Annotated in this window: 13 protein-coding genes; 12 read left to right on the top strand and 1 reads right to left on the bottom strand. The window is 40.6% G+C overall.

From position 1 onward, the window contains the following. Positions 1-93 precede the first annotated feature (93 nt). The 9 genes from tuf (at position 94) to rplL (ending at position 7521) form a co-directional block, all read left to right on the top strand. Positions 94-1281, top strand: a complete 1188-nt coding sequence (gene tuf / locus PK1910_RS05660) for an elongation factor Tu (RefSeq protein ID WP_012864763.1) — start codon at positions 94-96, stop codon at positions 1279-1281. 335 nt (positions 1282-1616) lie between these two features. Beyond that, a complete protein-coding gene (locus tag PK1910_RS05655) occupies positions 1617-3854 on the top strand; it encodes a nitric-oxide reductase large subunit (RefSeq protein WP_004693527.1) in 2238 nt (745 codons plus the stop codon). Between the two features lie 277 nt (positions 3855-4131). Further along, entirely contained in the window at positions 4132-4281 is a 150-nt protein-coding gene (rpmG, locus tag PK1910_RS05650; RefSeq protein ID WP_004693530.1) for a 50S ribosomal protein L33, read from the top strand. 43 nt (positions 4282-4324) lie between these two features. Continuing rightward, positions 4325-4546, top strand: coding sequence for a preprotein translocase subunit SecE (gene secE / locus PK1910_RS05645; protein WP_004693531.1), 222 nt, complete (start codon positions 4325-4327; stop codon positions 4544-4546). Positions 4547-4558: 12 nt separating this feature from the next. Further along, complete coding sequence (gene nusG, locus PK1910_RS05640) at positions 4559-5095, top strand: transcription termination/antitermination protein NusG (RefSeq protein ID WP_004696753.1); 537 nt, start codon at positions 4559-4561, stop codon at positions 5093-5095. Positions 5096-5196: 101 nt separating this feature from the next. Then, the gene (gene rplK / locus PK1910_RS05635; protein WP_004693535.1) at positions 5197-5622 is read left to right on the top strand and encodes a 50S ribosomal protein L11; all 426 of its coding nucleotides are present in this window, start codon (positions 5197-5199) and stop codon (positions 5620-5622) included. A 76-nt stretch (positions 5623-5698) separates the two neighbouring features. Continuing rightward, a complete protein-coding gene (gene rplA / locus PK1910_RS05630) occupies positions 5699-6409 on the top strand; it encodes a 50S ribosomal protein L1 (protein WP_004693536.1) in 711 nt (236 codons plus the stop codon). Between the two features lie 175 nt (positions 6410-6584). Continuing rightward, a complete protein-coding gene (gene rplJ, locus PK1910_RS05625; RefSeq protein WP_008602491.1) occupies positions 6585-7082 on the top strand; it encodes a 50S ribosomal protein L10 in 498 nt (165 codons plus the stop codon). 70 nt (positions 7083-7152) lie between these two features. After that, on the top strand, positions 7153-7521 hold the full coding sequence (rplL, locus tag PK1910_RS05620; protein WP_004693540.1) for a 50S ribosomal protein L7/L12: 369 nt from the start codon (positions 7153-7155) through the stop codon (positions 7519-7521). A 42-nt stretch (positions 7522-7563) separates the two neighbouring features. Here the strand turns inward: rplL and PK1910_RS05615 are convergent, their stop codons facing one another. Next, positions 7564-9204: an ArnT family glycosyltransferase gene (locus PK1910_RS05615; protein WP_058948089.1), complete on the bottom strand. Its 1641-nt coding sequence runs from the start codon at positions 9202-9204 to the stop codon at positions 7564-7566. 262 nt (positions 9205-9466) lie between these two features. Here PK1910_RS05615 and PK1910_RS05610 point away from each other — a divergent pair, with 262 nt between their 5' ends. From PK1910_RS05610 to rpoC, 3 genes are all read left to right on the top strand, one after another. Beyond that, complete coding sequence (locus PK1910_RS05610; RefSeq protein ID WP_058948088.1) at positions 9467-10882, top strand: aspartate ammonia-lyase; 1416 nt, start codon at positions 9467-9469, stop codon at positions 10880-10882. A gap of 329 nt (positions 10883-11211) precedes the next feature. Continuing rightward, positions 11212-15372, top strand: a complete 4161-nt coding sequence (gene rpoB / locus PK1910_RS05605; protein WP_058948087.1) for a DNA-directed RNA polymerase subunit beta — start codon at positions 11212-11214, stop codon at positions 15370-15372. A 29-nt stretch (positions 15373-15401) separates the two neighbouring features. Beyond that, positions 15402-19604 (top strand): DNA-directed RNA polymerase subunit beta', encoded by a 4203-nt coding sequence (gene rpoC / locus PK1910_RS05600; protein ID WP_004693548.1) that lies wholly within the window; start codon positions 15402-15404, stop codon positions 19602-19604. The last annotated feature ends 22 nt before the right edge of the window (positions 19605-19626 follow it).

Genomic DNA, 19626 nt, shown 5'->3' with positions numbered 1-19626 from the left:
AAGGAAATCTTATATTCCATTGATAAATTAGGGTTAATATATTATATTAATACTAGAATGTAATTTGTTTTTGTGAAGGAGGATATAATCCTAATGGCAAAAGAAAAATTTGAACGTACGAAACCGCATGTTAACATCGGTACAATCGGTCACGTTGACCATGGTAAAACTACTTTGACTGCTGCAATCACTAAAGTATTGGCTGAAAAAGGTCAAGCTGACTTCCAAGATTACAGCATGATTGATAAAGCTCCAGAAGAACGCGAACGCGGTATCACAATCAACACTGCACACGTTGAGTATGAAACTGCTAACCGTCACTATGCACACGTTGACTGCCCAGGCCATGCTGACTATGTTAAAAACATGATTACTGGTGCGGCTCAAATGGACGGCGCTATCTTGGTTGTATCCGCAGCTGACGGCCCTATGCCTCAAACTCGCGAACACATCTTGTTGGCTCGCCAAGTTGGTGTTCCTGCAATCGTAGTATTCTTGAACAAAGCTGACATGGTTGACGATGAAGAATTGATCGAATTGGTAGAAATGGAAGTTCGTGAACTTCTTTCTTCCTACGAATTCCCTGGCGACGAAGTACCTATCGTTGTAGGTTCCGCGTTGAAAGCTTTGGAAGGCGATGCTCAATATGTAGCTAAAATTGACGAATTGATGGATGCTGTAGACTCCTACATCCCAACACCAGTTCGTGATACTGATAAACCATTCTTGATGCCTGTGGAAGACGTTTTCACAATCACTGGTCGTGGTACAGTAGCAACTGGCCGTGTTGAACGTGGTCAAGTAAACGTTGGTGATACTGTTGAAGTAGTAGGCTTGAAAGAAAAAGCTGAACAATACGTAGTAACAGGTCTTGAAATGTTCCGTAAAGTGTTGGATTCTGCAGTAGCAGGTGACAACGTAGGTGCATTGCTTCGTGGTGTTGATCGTAAAGACATCGAACGTGGTCAAGTATTGGCTAAACCGGGCTCCATCAACCCACACACAAAATTCAAAGCAGAAGTATACGTATTGACTAAAGAAGAAGGTGGCCGTCATACTCCATTCTTCTCCAACTACCGTCCACAATTCTACTTCCGTACAACAGACGTAACAGGTGTTGTAAACCTTCCTGAAGGTGTAGAAATGTGTATGCCTGGCGATAACGTAACAATGGAAATCGAATTGATTACTCCAATCGCTATCGAAGAAGGTCTTCGTTTCGCGATCCGCGAAGGTGGCCATACAGTAGGCGCTGGCGTAGTAACAGAAATCGAAGGTTAATACAAGTTTATAGCTCAATGGATCGATACATTAGCTATATAATTGAATTTTAGATTCAATAAAAGGGACCCGTTGGGTCCCTTTTATTTTGTATATATTAATGATTAAGAGTATAGGATTGAATCGCTAATATATTGAAACAATGATGATTTTGTAATGTGACATATACGTTGTATTCAGGCTTCAAAGGATAATCATACTATTGATACAAATTGAGAAGAAATTTTAATATATTGTAACCTTAGATACAACTTTATTTATAAAATTAGTGTATATTATATATGAGGAGAGCATAGGCTCTCTTTTTGTGCTTTTATAGAAAAGGAGGTAATGTGATGGGCGAATACAAAAAGTATTGGATAGCCGTAGTAGCAGTTCTTATTATTGGATTCTCTATTCTTGGCTATTTGGGTACTGATGTATATCATCAAGCGCCACCGGTACCAACCGCGTATGTATCTCAAGATGGACAGGTTTTGTTCACTAAGGATGATATCTTACATGGTCAATCGGCTTGGCAATCTACAGGTGGTCAATCTGTAGGGACCGTACTAGGTCATGGCGCATATCAAGCCCCGGACTGGACAGCTGATTGGTTGCACAAAGAAGTGTCCGTAATGCTTGATATCAAGTCTCAAGAAGCTTTTGGTGTTCTTTATGAACAGTTAGGTGATGTGCAGAAAGCGGCTGTTAAAGAAGCAGTTAAAGCAGAGTACTTTAACAGTGCTGTTCGTGAAGATGGAACTGTTGTGCTTTCACCGGAACGTATTACAGCGATGAATTTAACCGGACAATATTTTATTGAACTTTATGGTGATAACCCTAAATTGTCCGAAACACGCGATCATTTTGCGATGAAAGACAATACGTTGCCAGAATTAAAAGATCGTATTGATATGGCACGATTCTTCTTCTGGACTACGTGGATGGCATCGACTCAACGTCCTGGTACAGATGCAACATACACCAACAATTGGCCTCACGAGCCATTGTTAGATCATAATCCAACACCGGAAAGCGTAGCTTGGTCTGTTGTGAGTGTTATTATTTTACTTTGTGGTATTGGTATTGTCGTATGGATGTGGGCATTCGGTCGCAAACAAGATGAACATGAATTAACACCGCCTGCGGAAGATCCAATTTCCAAATTGCATCTCACACCGTCTCAACGGTCTTTAGGAAAATATTTATTTACGATTTTGGCATTATTTTTACTCCAACTTGGTATGGGTGGTATCATTGCGCACTACACCGTAGAAGGACAGGCTTTCTATGGCATTCCATTGGCGCAGTATTTCCCATATTCTATTGCTCGTACTTGGCATATTCAAGCATCCTTGTTCTGGATTGCGATGGCATTCTTGAGTGCCGGTTTATTCTTGGCGCCGATTATTAATGGCGGTAAAGATCCTAAGTTCCAAAAATTGGGCGTGGATATTTTGTTCTGGGCACTCGTTGTGTTGGTAGTGGGTTCCTTTACAGGTACATATTTAGGTGTTGCTCATGAGATTCCGGCGTCTCTAAACTTCTACTTGGGTCACCAAGGCTACGAGTTTATTGAGTTGGGCCGCGTATGGCAATGGATTGAATATATCGGCATTCTATTTTGGCTTGTGCTCATGGTGCGCAGCATCATTGGTGCTTTCAAAAATAAAGGGGATAAAAACCTTATTGCCGCCTTTATTTTCTCTGTTGTGATGGTCGGTATTTTCTATGGCCCAGGTCTTTTCTACGGGGAACACAGCCATTTGGCAATCATGGAATACTGGCGTTGGTGGGTTATTCACCTTTGGGTAGAAGGCTTCTTTGAAGTATTCTCTACTACGTTGATGGCCTTTATTTTCGTAACTCTTGGTCTTGTATCATATCGTGCAGGTACCATAGCAGCGATTTCGTCCGGTGCTATTTACCTTATCGGCGGTATCCCTGGTACATTCCATCATCTTTATTTCACCGGTGTTACATCGACTATCGTGGCCACAGGGGCATCATTCTCCGCATTGGAAGTAGTGCCTCTTGTTCTCTTGGGATATGAAGCGTTTGAAAATTATACACGCCTTCATAGTGCTCCTTGGATGCATCGACTAAAATGGCCTGTATACTGCTTCATTGCCGTATCCTTCTGGAACTTGGTGGGCGCAGGTATCTTCGGCTTCTTAATTAATATGCCGGTTTCCTTATTCTACATTCAAGGTTTAAATACGACAGCTGTTCATGCTCATACGGCGTTGTTTGGCGTATACGGGTTCTTGAGTTTAGGCTTTGTATTCCTCATCGCTCGTTATATTCGACCTGAAGTGGAATTTAACGATAAGTTGATGAAATTCGGTTTCTGGGCATTGAATTGGGGCCTTGCGTTAATGGTTCTTATCAGCCTATTGCCAATTGGCTTGATTCAAAGTTGGGCAAGTGTTACACAAGGCTTATGGCTCGCTCGCAGCGAAGACTTTATGCAACAACCATTGTTACAAAATTTGCGTTGGCTTCGCATGGTTGGCGATACCATCATGATATTGGGGGCATTGGCCTTCTTCTGGCAAATCGTGAAAGTAACTTTCACAAAGAAACAGTAATAAACAAAGCAATAATAGTAAATATGTAAATATAATATTAAATATAATATATAGACATATAAGCTAACTATAAGCTAATATGACATGGCGTTCTTTGGGTAGACAAGGGGCGCCATTGTCTGTTATACTATCCATGTCAGGCATACGTGCCTGGCTTTTTTGAGTTGCTTAATTTCTTGACATCGCTTGCTACGTATGATATAGTTTTTTAGTATGTAGTCGAGCGTTTTCGAGTACAAGAGACAGATTTAGTAAATATAAAGCGAGGTGTATCCGGATGCGTAATGCCATTACTTTAGCTTGCACAGATTGCAAACAACGCAACTATCAAACGAACAAGAATAAAAAGAACAATCCTGATCGTATTGAAATGATGAAATATTGCAAATTCTGCGGTAAACATACATTACACCGTGAAACAAAATAATTCTTATCATTCATTACCTGTTGATTTGAGGATGTGAAACACAATGGCAAAGTCTAACTCAGCAGTGCAGCAGCGTGGTGGATTTGGAAAATTCTTCCGCGGTGTGAAAGCTGAACTAAAAAAAGTAGTCTGGCCAACAAAAAAAGAGCTTATCAATTACACAATTGTAGTATTCTTAGTGACCATATTCATCGCTTTGATTATTTCTGTGCTTGATGGACTCTTTGCCCAACTTTTTAATACGTTGTTGCACTTTGTTGGATAAGGGGGCCATTACATGGAAGCAGATAAGAAGTGGTATGTAATTCATACCTATTCAGGCTACGAAAATAAAGTAAAAACCACTCTTGAACTTAAAGTTCAATCTATGGGCCTACAAGATGTAATCAGCCGAATTTTGGTACCTCTTGAAGACGAAATAGATGAAAAAGATGGGGTTAAAAAAGTAGTAAAACGCAAGATATTTCCTGGGTATGTATTGGTGGAAATGGAAGTTAATGACCGTTCTTGGTATGTTGTACGCAACACGCCAGGTGTAACAGGTTTCGTTGGCTCTGCTACAAAACCAGTTCCACTTTCTGATTCCGAAGTAGAACATATACTTAAGTCTCAGGGCTTGGATAAGAAACCAACCATAAACGTTGATGTAGAAGTTGGTGAAACGGTTCGCATTACGTCCGGTGCCTTTGAAGATAAACTAGGTGTTATTACCGAACTTAACCCTGAAAAAGGAACATTGAAACTTAGTGTGGAAATGTTCAATCGAGATACCGAGGTAGAGGTAGAGTTCTCTCAAGTTGAGAAAGCTCTTTAATATATAAATATAACTCTAAAAAGAGCAATCGCTTTTGGTTGCCAGTGGGAGGATGTATATCCGTTACCACCACAGTATAAGCATAGGAGGTTTAATTACCCATGGCTAAGAAATTAGTTAAACAAGTAAAACTACAAATTGAAGCCGCTAAAGCTACTCCAGCACCACCAGTTGGTCCTGCATTAGGTCAAGCAGGTGTTAACATCGTTGCTTTCACAAAAGAATTCAACGAACGTACTGCTAAACAAGCTGGCTTAATTATTCCAGTAGTTATTAACGTATATGAAGATCGTAGCTTCGACTTCATCACTAAGACTCCACCAGCTGCAGTATTGTTGAAAAAAGCTGCAGGTATTCCAAAAGGTTCTGGTGTACCTAACCGTGATAAAGTAGCAAAAGTAGGTCGCGATAAAGTTCGTGAAATTGCTGAATTGAAAATGCCTGACTTGAATGCTAATACCGTAGAACAAGGTATGCGCATGGTGGAAGGTACTGCTCGCAGCATGGGCATTGAAATCGTTGACTAATAAGCGTACGACTTGCGCATAAGGCGCAAATCGGTGGGAGGGAATTCCCGTTTGACCACATAAGGAGGATATTATAATGGCAAAAGTAGGTAAGAAATACGCTGAAGCAGTAAAACTTATTGAAGCTGGTAAATTCTACGAACCAGTAGAAGCAATTGAGTTGGTTAAGAAAACTGCAACTGCAAATTTCGATGAAACAGTTGAAATTGCTTTCAACTTGAATGTCGACCCTAAATACGCTGATCAACAAGTTCGTGGTGCAGTAGTATTGCCTCATGGTACTGGCAAAACTAAACGCGTTCTTGTATTCGCAAAAGGCGACAATATTAAGGCAGCTGAAGAAGCTGGTGCAGATTTTGTAGGTTCTGAAGAGTTAGTAGCTAAAATCCAAGGTGGTTGGAGCGACTTCGACGTAGTAGTTGCTACACCAGACATGATGGGTCAAGTTGGCCGTCTTGGTAAAATCTTGGGTCCTAAAGGCTTGATGCCAAACCCTAAAGTTGGTACAGTAACTCCAGACGTTGCTCGTGCAGTAAACGAAATCAAAGCTGGTAAAATCGAATACCGTACTGATAAAGCAGGTATTATCTCTTGTTCTATCGGTAAAGCATCTTTCGATGAAGAAAAATTACTTGACAACTACCGTACAATCGTTGATACTATTATCAAGGCTAAACCTGTAGCAGCTAAAGGTCAATACATTAAATCTGTAACCTTGTCCGCTACAATGGGCCCTGGTGTACCTTTGAACGTGTTCAAATTGAGCACTGTTTCTAAAGAGCAATAATTAAATATGTCTCTTAGCTGTAGACGGCTGGTATGTATAATGGATGAAAATCCGCCCGCTGAGGCTGACACTAGAACAACCTAGGACTAGTTACGACCTCATCGCGTGCGATGGGGTCGTTTTTACGCTAAGATAGTACATAGAGCACCAAAAAAATCTACAAGGAGGTAATCTAATGGCTGTCACTGAATCAAAAAAAGCAATCGTTGCTCAAATGAAAGAAACTCTTTCTGAAGCAAAAGGTGCTGTATTGATTGGTTACTCTGGTTTAACTGTTGCGCAAGCAACTGATCTTCGTCGCAAAATGTTGGCTGAAGGTGTTGAATACAAAGTAATCAAAAATACTTTGACTCGTATCGCTGCAAACGAATTGAATCTTGAAGGTTTCGCTGAGCATTTAGAAGGCCCAACTGCGTTGGCTACTTCTAAAGATGATGCTGTTGCACCTGCTCGTGTAATCGAACAATTCATCAAAGCAACTGAAAAAGAAGTTGTAACAGTTAAAGCTGGTATCGTTGAAGGCGAAGTTATGGACGCTGCAGGCGTTAAAGCAATTGCATCTCTTCCAAACCGCGAAGGTATGCTTTCCATGTTGCTTTCCGTATTGCAAGCTCCTGTTCGCAATGTTGCATACGCTGTCAAAGCTGTTGCAGAAGCAAAACCTGCAGAATAATATTTTTTGCAAAGTATTCGTTGGCCGCTTGAGGCTGGCACTATAAACTAATTTATGGAGGAAATCTAAAATGGCATTGAACATTGAAAACATCGTTGCTGAATTGAAAGAAGCAACAATCCTTGAACTTAATGATCTTGTAAAAGCAATCGAAGAAGAATTTGGCGTAACTGCAGCAGCTCCTGTAGCTGTAGCAGCTGCTGGTGGTGCTGAAGGCGGCGCTGCTAAAGATTCCTTCGACGTAATCTTGAAAGATGCTGGCGCATCTAAAATCAACGTAATCAAAGTTGTTCGTGAAGCAACTGGTCTTGGCTTGAAAGAAGCTAAAGCTATCGTTGATGGCGCTCCTGCACCTGTTAAAGAAGGCGTAGCTGCTGAAGCTGCTGAAGCTTTAAAAGCTCAATTAGAAGAAGCTGGCGCATCCGTAGAATTGAAATAATTCTGGACATATTAAAGGCGTACCTTATGGGTACGCCTTTTTTTATTGAAGCTTATAAATTGATGCGAGTTTTGTTTTGTTGACTAATTTTGCCTTTGGATACGGTAAGGCATTAGAAAAGTCTTTGTCATATTTTTTCGGAACGATGACATAGGCACCACGATTATTTGATACATCTTTTAGAAATGTTTCTTTAGTTATGGTAGGCATTAATGTTTTGCCTTCAGTCCATATAGAATCATCAGTTGTATCTACGAAAACTTGGGTAGGTGTAGTGTCCATGTAATATACAATGGAAGTATAGTAACTGCCATATACATATATTGGTTTTGATGTATCTTCGATGAATGCTTTGAACTGTAAACCAGACTGATTAAACAATATTGGTGGTACTGTAATCGTAATAACCGAGTACAACGTAATTAGTGGAACTAAAGCATATATTGCTAGTTTGAAAAATGATGTTATGTAGTATCGACCGATTAAAATTATACATACTATAATAAAGGAACCAACGATTAATGGTTTACTATCAAGACTTTGATCAAAAGCTGTAGCAAATGTAAAAATCATGTAGTAAATACCTAGTGGTAGGGTAATTAAATAATTAAACTTTTTGAATGATTGAGTAAATTCACCGGTTTCTTTGTCAGTAACTAATTCACAAATTTTTACAGCCGCCCATATTATACAAGGGATAATGGCAGGTAATGTGTAGGTTAGATACTTTGTAGCTACTAGAGAGTAGAATAGAACTATAACTATAAACCATATAATACCTAATAGATCAAAATCATCTTTCCAGTTAAGATCTTTTAAATGATAGACTATTACAGGTGTCCATGGTAATAGTGAAAGGGGTACAATTAATAGATAGTAATACCATACATTAAATTTAGGATGCTCAGATATAAGAGCTCGATCTACATTGTGTAGACCTAAGAATCCGGAAATAAACTGCTCACCGTGAATGGAATACATAGCGATATACCAAGGGCTAGCTATCGCTATAAAGGCTAATAGTCCTAAGGGATTAAATAGTAATTTAATATCCTTTGAAAGCTGATAACTTTCATCTTTTCTATGGACTATATAGCGAGCGCATACATAAATGAGTAATATCAGGCCGGGCAAGATGATGCCTATAGGTCCTTTGGTAATTACAGCTAAGGCAGCAGCAATGTAAGCTTTCACCATAGCTGACTTGTCATTATTGGTAAAAGCTAAATAGCTATATCCAAATATAGCTAAGGTGAAGAGAAGTAGAAATCCGTCGGTTATAATTGCATGAGATATGTACCAAAACTGTAGTGTACTCATTAATAGAATAGCACAGAGTACACTAGCAAAAGTATTTTTAGATATGCGGTAAATTATATGGTACATTAGGGCCACGCTGGCTCCCGCAACAAGCGTATTTGGTATACGAGATGTAAAGTCAGATATGCCAAATAGTTTGTACGTAATCATAAGTGCCCAATAGGTGAGCGGTGGTTTATCATACCATACGTGATCGTATATCATGGGGGATATCCATGAGTTATGTTTTAGCATGGTGATGGCGGAGAGAACATAGTTGGACTCCACCGGATCAGTGATTGGCAAATAGGCATTATAAAAGCCGTAGCTCAAAACGGTCAATAAAAAAAGCGCACCTATGCGCAGCATGTGATTGTTAATCATAGTGACTCCTTACTTACATAGTTTATATTATTGTACTATAGGGCGTGTAATAATTAAACCAATGAAAGATAAAGCTTTTATCAATATGGAAATAGTTATAAAAAAAATATTTATGAAATAATATATTGTATAGAATATTGTTTGTACAGAATACATGAAATGACTTTTATGTATACAAAATACATGCTATAATGAGCGCGTAAGATAAAACCGTTTCATTGAAATACTATTTTGTATAAAAATAGTAGAAAGAGGATTTATTATGAGAAAAGAACATGATTTCTTAGGTGAATTAGAAGTAGCTGATGAATTATATTACGGTGTACAAACAATTCGTGCATTAGAAAACTTCCATATTACAGGAAAACACTTGGACCAAGATTTTATCAAAGCCTTGGCAATGGTAAAAAAAGCATCTGCTTTAGCAAATATGAAAACTGGTCGCTTAAATGTATCTATTGGTAAAGCTATTGTACAAGCTGCGGACGAAGTAATTGAAGGTCAATTTGCTGACCAATTCCCTGTTGATCCAATTCAAGGTGGTGCAGGTACTTCTGTAAATATGAATATGAACGAAGTATTGGCTAACCGTGCTTGTGAAATTTTGGGTCATCCAAAAGGAAGCTATGATATTGTAAGCCCTAACAACCATTGTAATATGGCACAATCTACAAATGATGCTTTCCCAACAGCTATCAAGGTATGTGCGATCTTAAAATCTAAACCTTTACTTGAAGCATTACAACGCCTTGTTGACGAGCTTGAGAAAAAGGCTGATGAATATAGCGAAATTTTGAAGATGGGGCGTACTCACTTACAAGATGCGGTGCCAATTACATTAGGCCAAGAAATGGGTGCCTATGCATCCGGTGTTCGCCGCGGTATTAAACGTATTAAATCTGCCGTTGAAGGTGCACATGTAATTAACATGGGTGCTACTGCAGTTGGTACAGGTCTTAATGCGGAACCTAATTATATTCATGATGTAGCATACGAACTTAGTGAAGTAGTAGGCGAACCATTCTACACTGCGGAAAACTTAATTGATGCTACAAACAATACAGATATCTTTGCAGATATTTCCAGTGGCTTGAAAGTAACAGCTCTTGTTTTGATTAAAATGGCTAACGATTTCCGCTTGATGGCATCTGGCCCTCGTTGTGGTATTGGGGAATTGAAATTACCAGCACGCCAACCTGGTTCTTCCATCATGCCAGGTAAGGTTAACCCTGTTATCGCCGAAGTATTGAACCAAGTTTGTTACCAAGTTATCGGTAATGACCTTACAATTACATTGGCTGTAGAAAATGGTCAATTTGAATTGAACGTAATGGAACCTGTATTGGCATACAACTTGTTCAATAATCTTTGCTACCTCAAAAACGGTGTAAATACATTCGTTGATAAATTGCTTATCGATCTCGAAGTAGACCGTGAACAATGTGAATACTGGTTAAACCGTTCCGTTGGTATCGTAACAGCCTTGTTACCACATCTTGGTTACGAAACAGCATCTGCACTTGCGAAAGAAGCATATGAAACAGGTCGTGCTATCCGCGATATCATTTTAGATCAAGGATTATTGACTGAAGACGAAATCAATCATATTCTTTCTCCTAAGGAAATGACTCGCCCTGGTATTGCTGGTGCCAATCTTTTAAAACAAAAAGGCAACTAATAGAGTAAGTTGTTTTGATACATGAATAAAGCATGAAAATGAAAGACTGTCAACCCTTTTGGTTGACAGTCTTTTTTAATACTGATAGAATTATATATTGCAAAAGTAGCGTTTCCTGCTTTTGGATATAAAACTATAACTTGAATAGTGATGAGGTTTTCTTCCAAGGTTGTGCTTGGTTAATGGAAAGCAAGGTTATTTTAAAAATAAAATGGGCCTTGCTTTATTTGGCGTTATCTGAGCAGGAAAACTGAGACCTGTAAGATGTCTTTTCCGTGCCGTTATAGAAAATGGTAGACCAGTGTGTTTTGATAGGGGTGAAAGCAAATATGTTCAAACCTGAACAGGTAGGCAAACGAACTCGTTATACGTACGCTAAAATTAACGAAGTTATCAAGATGCCGCATTTATTGGACATTCAGCGTAAATCGTATGAGTGGTTCTTGGAGAGTGGTTTACAAAATATTTTCAACGATATTTCTCCGATTAAAGACAATTCAGGTAATCTAGTACTTTCTTTCGAAGGTTTCAGCTTAGGTGAACCTAAGTATGATATTAATGAATGTAAAAACCGTGATGCTACTTATGCAGCACCACTTCGTGTAAATGTTCGCTTGGTAAATAATGATCCAGAAAATATGGACATTAAAGAACAAGAAGTATTCATGGGCGATTTCCCATTGATGACTGATACAGGTACTTTCATCATCAATGGTGCAGAACGTGTTATCGTATCCCAATTGGTACGTTCTCCAGGCGTTTACTACAATAAAGAAATCGATACAATGGGTAATCGTTTGTACGATTCCACAGTTATTCCTAACCGTGGCGCATGGATCGAGCTTGAAACTGATGCAAGCGAAGTTGTGGCTGTTCGTATTGACCGTAACCGTAAATTACCAGCTACTGTATTGGTACGTGCATTAGGTTGGGATACTAATGAAAGCATCCTTGACCTCTTCTGGAATGGTAAAACTGATGAAGATGGTTTACCAGTATATGATGAACGCATCGTTCGTACATTAGAAAAAGATACAACTCAATCTGCTGATGAAGCATTGGTTGAAATCTATAAAAAATTACGTCCAGGCGAGCCTCCTACTGTAGAGTCCGCTCGTAACTTGTTCGATAACTTGTTCTTCGATGCACGCCGTTATGACTTGGCGCGCGTTGGTCGTTACAAATTGAACAAAAAACTTGGCTGGCGTCAACGTATGTTGGGTCAAACATTGGCACAACCTATCGTAGATCCAGAGACTGGCGAAATTATCCTTGATGCAGGTGTACAAGTTGGGGAAGAACAACTTGATATCGTTGCTAATAGCCATGTATTCGATGGCGAAGGTTTCGCTGAATTCTACATCGTAAATAACGATGGTGTAGAGTCCAAAGTTATCTGTAATAACTGCAACTTGCCATTCGATCACCGTACAGTAACTCGCGAAGATATGATCGCTAACATCTCTTACTTGCTCAACCTTATGGATGGTGCAGGTCATACAGATGATATCGACCATTTGGGTAACCGTCGTCTTCGTTGCGTAGGTGAATTGTTGCAAAACCAATTCCGTATTGGTTTAACTCGTATGGAACGTGTTGTTCGTGAACGTATGACAATTCAAGAAATCGAATCTATCACGCCTCAAGCGTTGATTAATATTCGTCCTGTAGTGGCAGCAATCAAAGAATTCTTTGGTTCTTCCCAATTGTCTCAGTTCATGGACCAAACAAACCCATTAGCAGAATTGACTCACAAACGTCGTCTATCTGCCCTTGGCCCTGGTGGTTTATCTCGTGAGCGTGCAGGCTTCGAAGTTCGTGACGTGCATCACTCTCACTATGGCCGTATGTGTCCAATTGAAACTCCAGAAGGTCCAAACATCGGTTTGATCAACTCCTTGTCTAACTATGCGAAAGTAAATGAATTCGGTTTCATTGAAGCTCCATACCGTAAGGTTGAAAAAATCTATGGTACAGGTGAAGATGCAGACAAAGTTATCAAAGTTCGTGTATCTGATTCCGTTGTATATATGACAGCTGATGAAGAAGAAGGCATGACAATTGCCCAAGCGAACTCTCCAATCGATGCTGAAGGTTACTTTACTAATGAACACGTAGCTTGTCGTCGTGGTCATGATGTACTAGAAGTTACACCTGATAAGGTTGACTACATGGACGTTAGTCCAAAAGAAGTTGTATCTATTGGTACAGCTATGATTCCATTCCTTGAAAATGATGATGCTAACCGTGCCTTGATGGGCGCGAACATGCAACGTCAAGCGGTACCACTTTTGTGTGCTCAAGCACCACTTGTTGGTACAGGTATGGAATATACAGCAGCTACTGACTCTGGTGTTTGCGTATTGGCGCGTGAAGCGGGTAAAGTTGTACGTTGTTGGGGTAATGAAATCCACGTTCTTCGCGATAGCGATGGTCGTGTTGATACATACCATTTGAATAAATTCCTTCGTTCTAACCAATCCACATGCTTTAACCAAAAACCAATCGTTAATCGTGGCGACCATGTTGTAAAAGGCCAAGTATTGGCTGATGGTCCTGCTACAGATGGCGGCGAATTGGCATTAGGTTATAACGTTCTTGTAGCGTTCATGCCTTGGGAAGGTTATAACTATGAAGATGCTATCTTGCTTAGTGAAGAACTCTGCAAAGAAGATATCTATACATCCATTCATATTGAAGAATACGAATGTGATGCTCGTGATACCAAATTAGGCGCTGAAGAAATTACTCGTGAGTTGCCTAATACAGGTGACGACACACTAAAAAACTTAGACGAAGATGGTATTATCTGCATTGGTGCAGAAGTACATCCTGGCGATATCCTTGTAGGTAAAGCTACTCCAAAAGGTGAAACTGAGCTTACTCCAGAAGAACGTTTGTTGCGTGCTATTTTTGGTGACAAAGAACGTGAAGTTCGCGATACTTCTTTGCGCGTGCCTCATGGCGAATCTGGTAAAGTCGTAGATGTAAAAGTCTTCACCCGTGAAAATGGCGACGAATTACAACCAGGCGTAAATAAACTTGTTCGCGTATATATCGCTCAAAAACGTAAGATTCATGAAGGCGATAAAATGGCGGGCCGTCATGGTAACAAAGGTGTCGTTTCTCGCGTTATGAGAAAAGAAGATATGCCATTCCTTCCAGATGGTACTCCAGTACAAATCGTATTGAACCCATTGGGCGTACCTTCTCGTATGAACATCGGTCAGGTTCTTGAAACTCACTTGGGGTGGGCTGTTCAAGGCTTAGGTATGAAAATCAAAGCTACAGACCTTCACATTCAAAACGTGTTGAAAGAAGCCCGTACTGATGCATCTTACTGGGAACAAATCGATGCAATCCGCGACCTTTATGCTCAAATTGAGGTATTGGAAGCGAAAGTTGCGGAAGATGTTACGGTAAATCATTTCGAAGAAAATGAGCAAATCATTGCTTTGAAAACTAAAATTTTAAAACATGTAGAAGCAGCAGCGCAAAAGAAATTGGATGCTATGGGTGGCGAAGCTCGTTACCAAGAGCTTAAAGCTATTGAAGCTAAATACAATGCACTTCATGTAGAATTCTTTGATTCTGAAGAAGAGGCTCCTGAAATGGATCCTGCGCTTGTAGAAGAATTAGAGGCAATTAGCAAAGTCAAGAATACTCTTAACAACATTCACTCTGCTGAAGAAAAACGCGTTGAAATTCGCAAAGAGTTGGAAAGCCTTGGCTATGATTTTGACAAATATGGCATGCCAAAACCAGATGTAGCAGGTATTCATATTGCTACACCTGTATTTGATGGTGCTCACGAAAAGGACGTATTCGAAACATTGGCGATTGCAGGTCGTCCTGATGATGGTAAAACTGTTCTATATGATGGTCGTACTGGTGAACCGATGGATAACCGCGTCACTGTTGGTTACGTTTACATGCTTAAACTCCATCATTTGGTTGATGACAAAATCCATGCTCGTTCTACAGGTCCGTACTCCCTTGTTACACAACAACCTTTGGGCGGTAAAGCTCAGTTCGGTGGCCAACGTTTCGGGGAAATGGAAGTTTGGGCTCTAGAAGCATATGGCGCAGCCTATACCCTTCAAGAGCTATTAACTGTTAAGTCTGACGACGTTGTTGGTCGTGTGAAAGCATACGAAAAAATCGTTAAAGGCGAAAACATCCCTGAACCAGGTGTACCTGAGTCCTTCAAGGTATTGCTTAAAGAACTTCAAAGTATCGGTCTCGATGTAAAAATCTTGAACGAAGATCAAGAAGAAGTTGTTATGAAAGAACTTGAGGACGAAGATGAGGTGGTAGAAACTGGTATTGAAGAAGTTATGGAAGGCAGTGCTGTAGAAACTGATGAAGTAACTGTAGTAGAACCAGAAGTAGAGGAAGAGGAAGAATTACCAGCTGATAATGGCGGTGAAGATGATATCCTTAGCCAATTGGCGTACCCAATGGGCGACTCCTCTAACGATGAAGACTAAAACTATCTATAAGGAAGGGAGCGATAGTAGTGCTAGACGTAAATGAATTCGATTCCATGCGAATCGGTTTAGCCTCTCCAGAGCAGATTTTATCCTGGTCTCATGGGGAAGTTAAGAAACCTGAAACAATTAACTACCGTACGTTGAAGCCAGAACGTGATGGTCTATTCTGCGAACGCATTTTTGGACCAACAAAGGACTGGGAATGTCACTGCGGCAAATATAAACGCATCCGCCATAAAGGCGTAGTCTGCGACAAATGTGGTGTAGAGGTTACTCGTGCGAAAGTACGTCGTGAACGTATGGGCCATATTCAATTGGCTACTCCTGTATCTCACATTTGGTACTTCAAAGGAATCCCATCCCGTATGGGTCTTATCCTTGACATATCACCACGTTCTTTGGAACGCGTATTATACTTTGCTTCCTACATCGTAGTAGATCCAGCTGGTACACCATTGACAAAACGTCAATTGTTGTCCGAGCAAGAATACCGCGAATACGAAGCTCAATTTAATGAAGACGGTTATACTATCGGTGGTAAATCCGTCGTAATCGAAACAGTGGCTCAACGTAATGAACGTTTAGCTATTGTTCGTGAAGCACAACGCAAAGAGCGCTATAATGCGGCTCTTCGTGATGATGCAACAATACCAGAAGCTGATAAGGAATACGAAGAATTAACTCGCGAAGAACGCTATGAGTTAGGCGCTGCTGAAGAGGTTCTCTTCGCATGTATCGACATGGGTGCTGAAGCGGTAAAAGCTCTCTTATCAGAACTTGATCTTGAAGCATTGAATGCCGAATTGCGCGAAGAGTTGAACACTGCTAGTGGTCAACGTAAAATCCGTGCAGTTCGTCGTTTGGAAGTAGTAGAAGCATTCCGTCAATCTGGGAACCGTCCAGAATGGATGATTATGGACATCGTTCCTGTAATCCCACCTGAATTGCGTCCTATGGTCCAATTAGATGGTGGCCGTTTTGCTACATCTGACCTCAACGATTTATACCGTCGTGTTATCAACCGTAACAACCGTTTGAAACGTTTACTCGACTTGGGTGCTCCTGATATCATCGTGCGCAACGAAAAACGCATGCTTCAAGAAGCGGTTGATGCATTGATTGATAATGGTCGTCGCGGTCGTCCTGTTACAGGTCCTGGTAACCGCCCATTGAAATCCTTGTCCGACATGCTTAAAGGTAAACAAGGTCGTTTCCGTCAAAACTTGCTCGGTAAACGTGTTGACTACTCCGGTCGTTCCGTAATCGTAGTAGGTCCTGAACTTAAAATGCACCAATGTGGTTTGCCAAAAGAAATGGCATTAGAATTGTTCAAACCATTCGTTATGAAACGTTTGGTAGAACGCGGTCAAGCATCCAACATCAAGGCTGCTAAACGCCAAGTTGAAAGAATTGGCCCTGGCGTGTGGGAATCCTTGGAAGAGGTAATTAAAGAACATCCAGTTCTCTTGAACCGTGCCCCTACATTGCATAGACTTGGTATCCAAGCCTTCGAACCAATCCTTTGGGAAGGTCGTGCTATCAAATTGCATCCATTAGTATGTACAGCCTTCAATGCCGACTTTGACGGTGACCAAATGGCGTGTCACTTACCATTGTCCGTAGAAGCACAAGCGGAAGCTCGTACATTGATGCTTTCTAGCCATAATATTTTGTCTACTAAGGACGGCAAGCCAGTAGCAGTACCTTCTCAAGATATGATCTTAGGTACATATTACCTAACAGTTGTACGCGAAGATACTCGTGATAAAGCAAAAACATTTGCTACCTATGATGAAGTTATGCTTGCCTATGAGTCTCATATCATTGGTTTGCAAGATATTCTTTATATCCGTTTACCTGATCATGGCCGTGTAGAAACAACAGCAGGTCGCTTGATCTTCAACAATGCTTTATTCCCAGAATTGTGGCAATACGAGAAACGTGAAGATGGCACTTACTCTTTAGGTAAGGTTATGGATAAGAAAACAGTTGGTAAATTGGTTGATCAATGTTTCCAATTGTTTGGTAATGAAAAAACAGCAGAACTATTGGACCGCATCAAGTCCTTGGGTTACTCCTTCGCTCGTCGCGCAGGTATGACTGTAGCTATTGCTGATATTAAAGTACCAGAAGTTAAAACTAGCTTGTTAGATACAGCGGAACAAGAGGTAGAAAAAGTATCTCGTATGTACCGCCGTGGTCTTATTACAGAGGAAGAACGTTACCGTAAAACTATCCAATTATGGACAAAGGCAACAGAAGATGTTACCGATGCGATGATGGATAATATGGCGTGCGATAAAGACGGCTTTAACCCTGTTTACATGATGGCTATCTCTGGTGCCCGCGGTAATAAACAACAAATTCGTCAGCTTGCTGGTATGCGTGGTTTGATGGCCGATCCATCTGGTCGTATCATCGACTTACCAATCAAAGCAAACTTTAAAGAAGGTTTGACTGTATTGGATTACTTTACATCCTCTCATGGTGCGCGTAAAGGTTTGGCCGATACAGCGCTTCGTACAGCTGACTCTGGTTACTTGACACGTCGTCTTGTTGACGTATCTCAAGATGTAATCGTTCGTGAGGACGATTGTGACGTTGTAGGTATCGATCTCGTTCGTGAACGTGCTCGTTTGGCTACATCTCCACGTCAAGCATTAGAATTGCTTAAGGATAAACTCATTGGTCGCGTTTTAGATAAAGATGTTGTGAATGCTGAAACAGGGGAACTTGTTGTACCAGCTGAAACTATCTTGGATGAACAATGCTTGGCAGATATTGCTGAAGCTGGTGTTACATCTATCGCATTGCGCGGTGCACATTTGGGCTCTGATAGCGATATTAATCATACTAACTTGGTTCAAAAAATTATTCTTGGTGAAAGCGACGATAGTATCCGTGCAACATTGAAAGAAACTATGGTTCAAAATATGTTGAACAAGGATACTGTACAAGCAATCGTTGACAGCGAAGGTGTAGAAATCTTCCCAGCTGATACACGTCTTACAGAAGAAGGCATCGAAGCTATCCTTAACTCCGATGTAAAAGAAGTACAAGTGCGGAACAATGAAATCCACGGTATTGAAGTGGAAGCTATCGTTGAAGGCACTGGTGTTATCGAGCCATTAAAAGACCGTATCGTAGGTCGTATTGCAGCTGAAGAATTAGTTAATAAGGAAACTGGCGAAGTCATCGTTCCTCTTAATGGTGAAATCACAGAGGCGTTAGCTGATGAAGTTGTAAAACATTATGAAACAGTAAAAATCCGTTCCGTATTGACTTGCCGTAGCCCATATGGCGTATGCCGCAAGTGCTATGGTCGTGATCTAGGAACTGGCAACCAAGTTCAAGTTGGTGAAGCTGTAGGTATCATTGCGGCACAATCCATCGGTGAACCTGGTACTCAGTTGACAATGCGTACATTCCATACTGGTGGTGTCGCAGGTGACGATATTACACAAGGTTTGCCACGTGTCGAAGAATTGTTCGAAGCTCGTAAACCAAAACGTAATGCTATCATTGCCGAAAACGAAGGTACAGTTCGCGTTGTACCTAATGAAGGTAAGAAAGGTACGAACACTATCTTTATCACTGGTGAAGATGGTATTGAACTTGATTACCTCATTCCTTACGGTTCGCGCATTATCGTTAAAGACGGTGACGTGGTATCCTTGGGCGCTCGTTTAACAGAAGGTTCCATCAATCCTCATGACATCATGCGCGTCATGGGTACTGAAGCGACTCAACGTTATCTCGTATACGAAGTACAAAAAGTATACAAATCCCAAGGTGTAGAAATTAACGATAAACATATCGAAGTTATCGTTCGTCAAATGCTTCATAAAGTTAAAATTGAAACAGCTGGCGATGCGGATATGCTTCCAGGGGATATGGTGGACGTTAATACCTTTGACGAAGAAAACCGTCGTCTTACCCTCAATGGTCGTGAAAATGCTACAGGCAAACGCACGCTATTGGGTATTACGAAAGCCGCTTTGGCAACGGACTCCTTCTTGTCCGCTGCGTCCTTCCAAGAAACAACACGTGTTCTTACCGACGCTGCTATCAAGGGTAAAATCGATCCATTGTTGGGCTTGAAAGAAAACGTAATTATCGGTAAGTTGATTCCTGCTGGTACAGGCATGAGTCGTTACCGTAAGATTGAAGTTGTAAAAAATACACCTGAAATCATTGATATTACAGAAGAGGTTATGTCTGAAGATTAATTACTTTGGATTAGCCGTTAAG

Origin of the sequence: Veillonella parvula, assembly GCF_036456085.1 — a bacterium.
In the GTDB taxonomy this organism is placed as follows: Bacteria; Bacillota; Negativicutes; order Veillonellales; family Veillonellaceae; genus Veillonella; species Veillonella parvula_E.
Note: the sequence above shows the minus strand (reverse complement) of the source record. Positions and strands in the feature narration are given on the sequence as shown.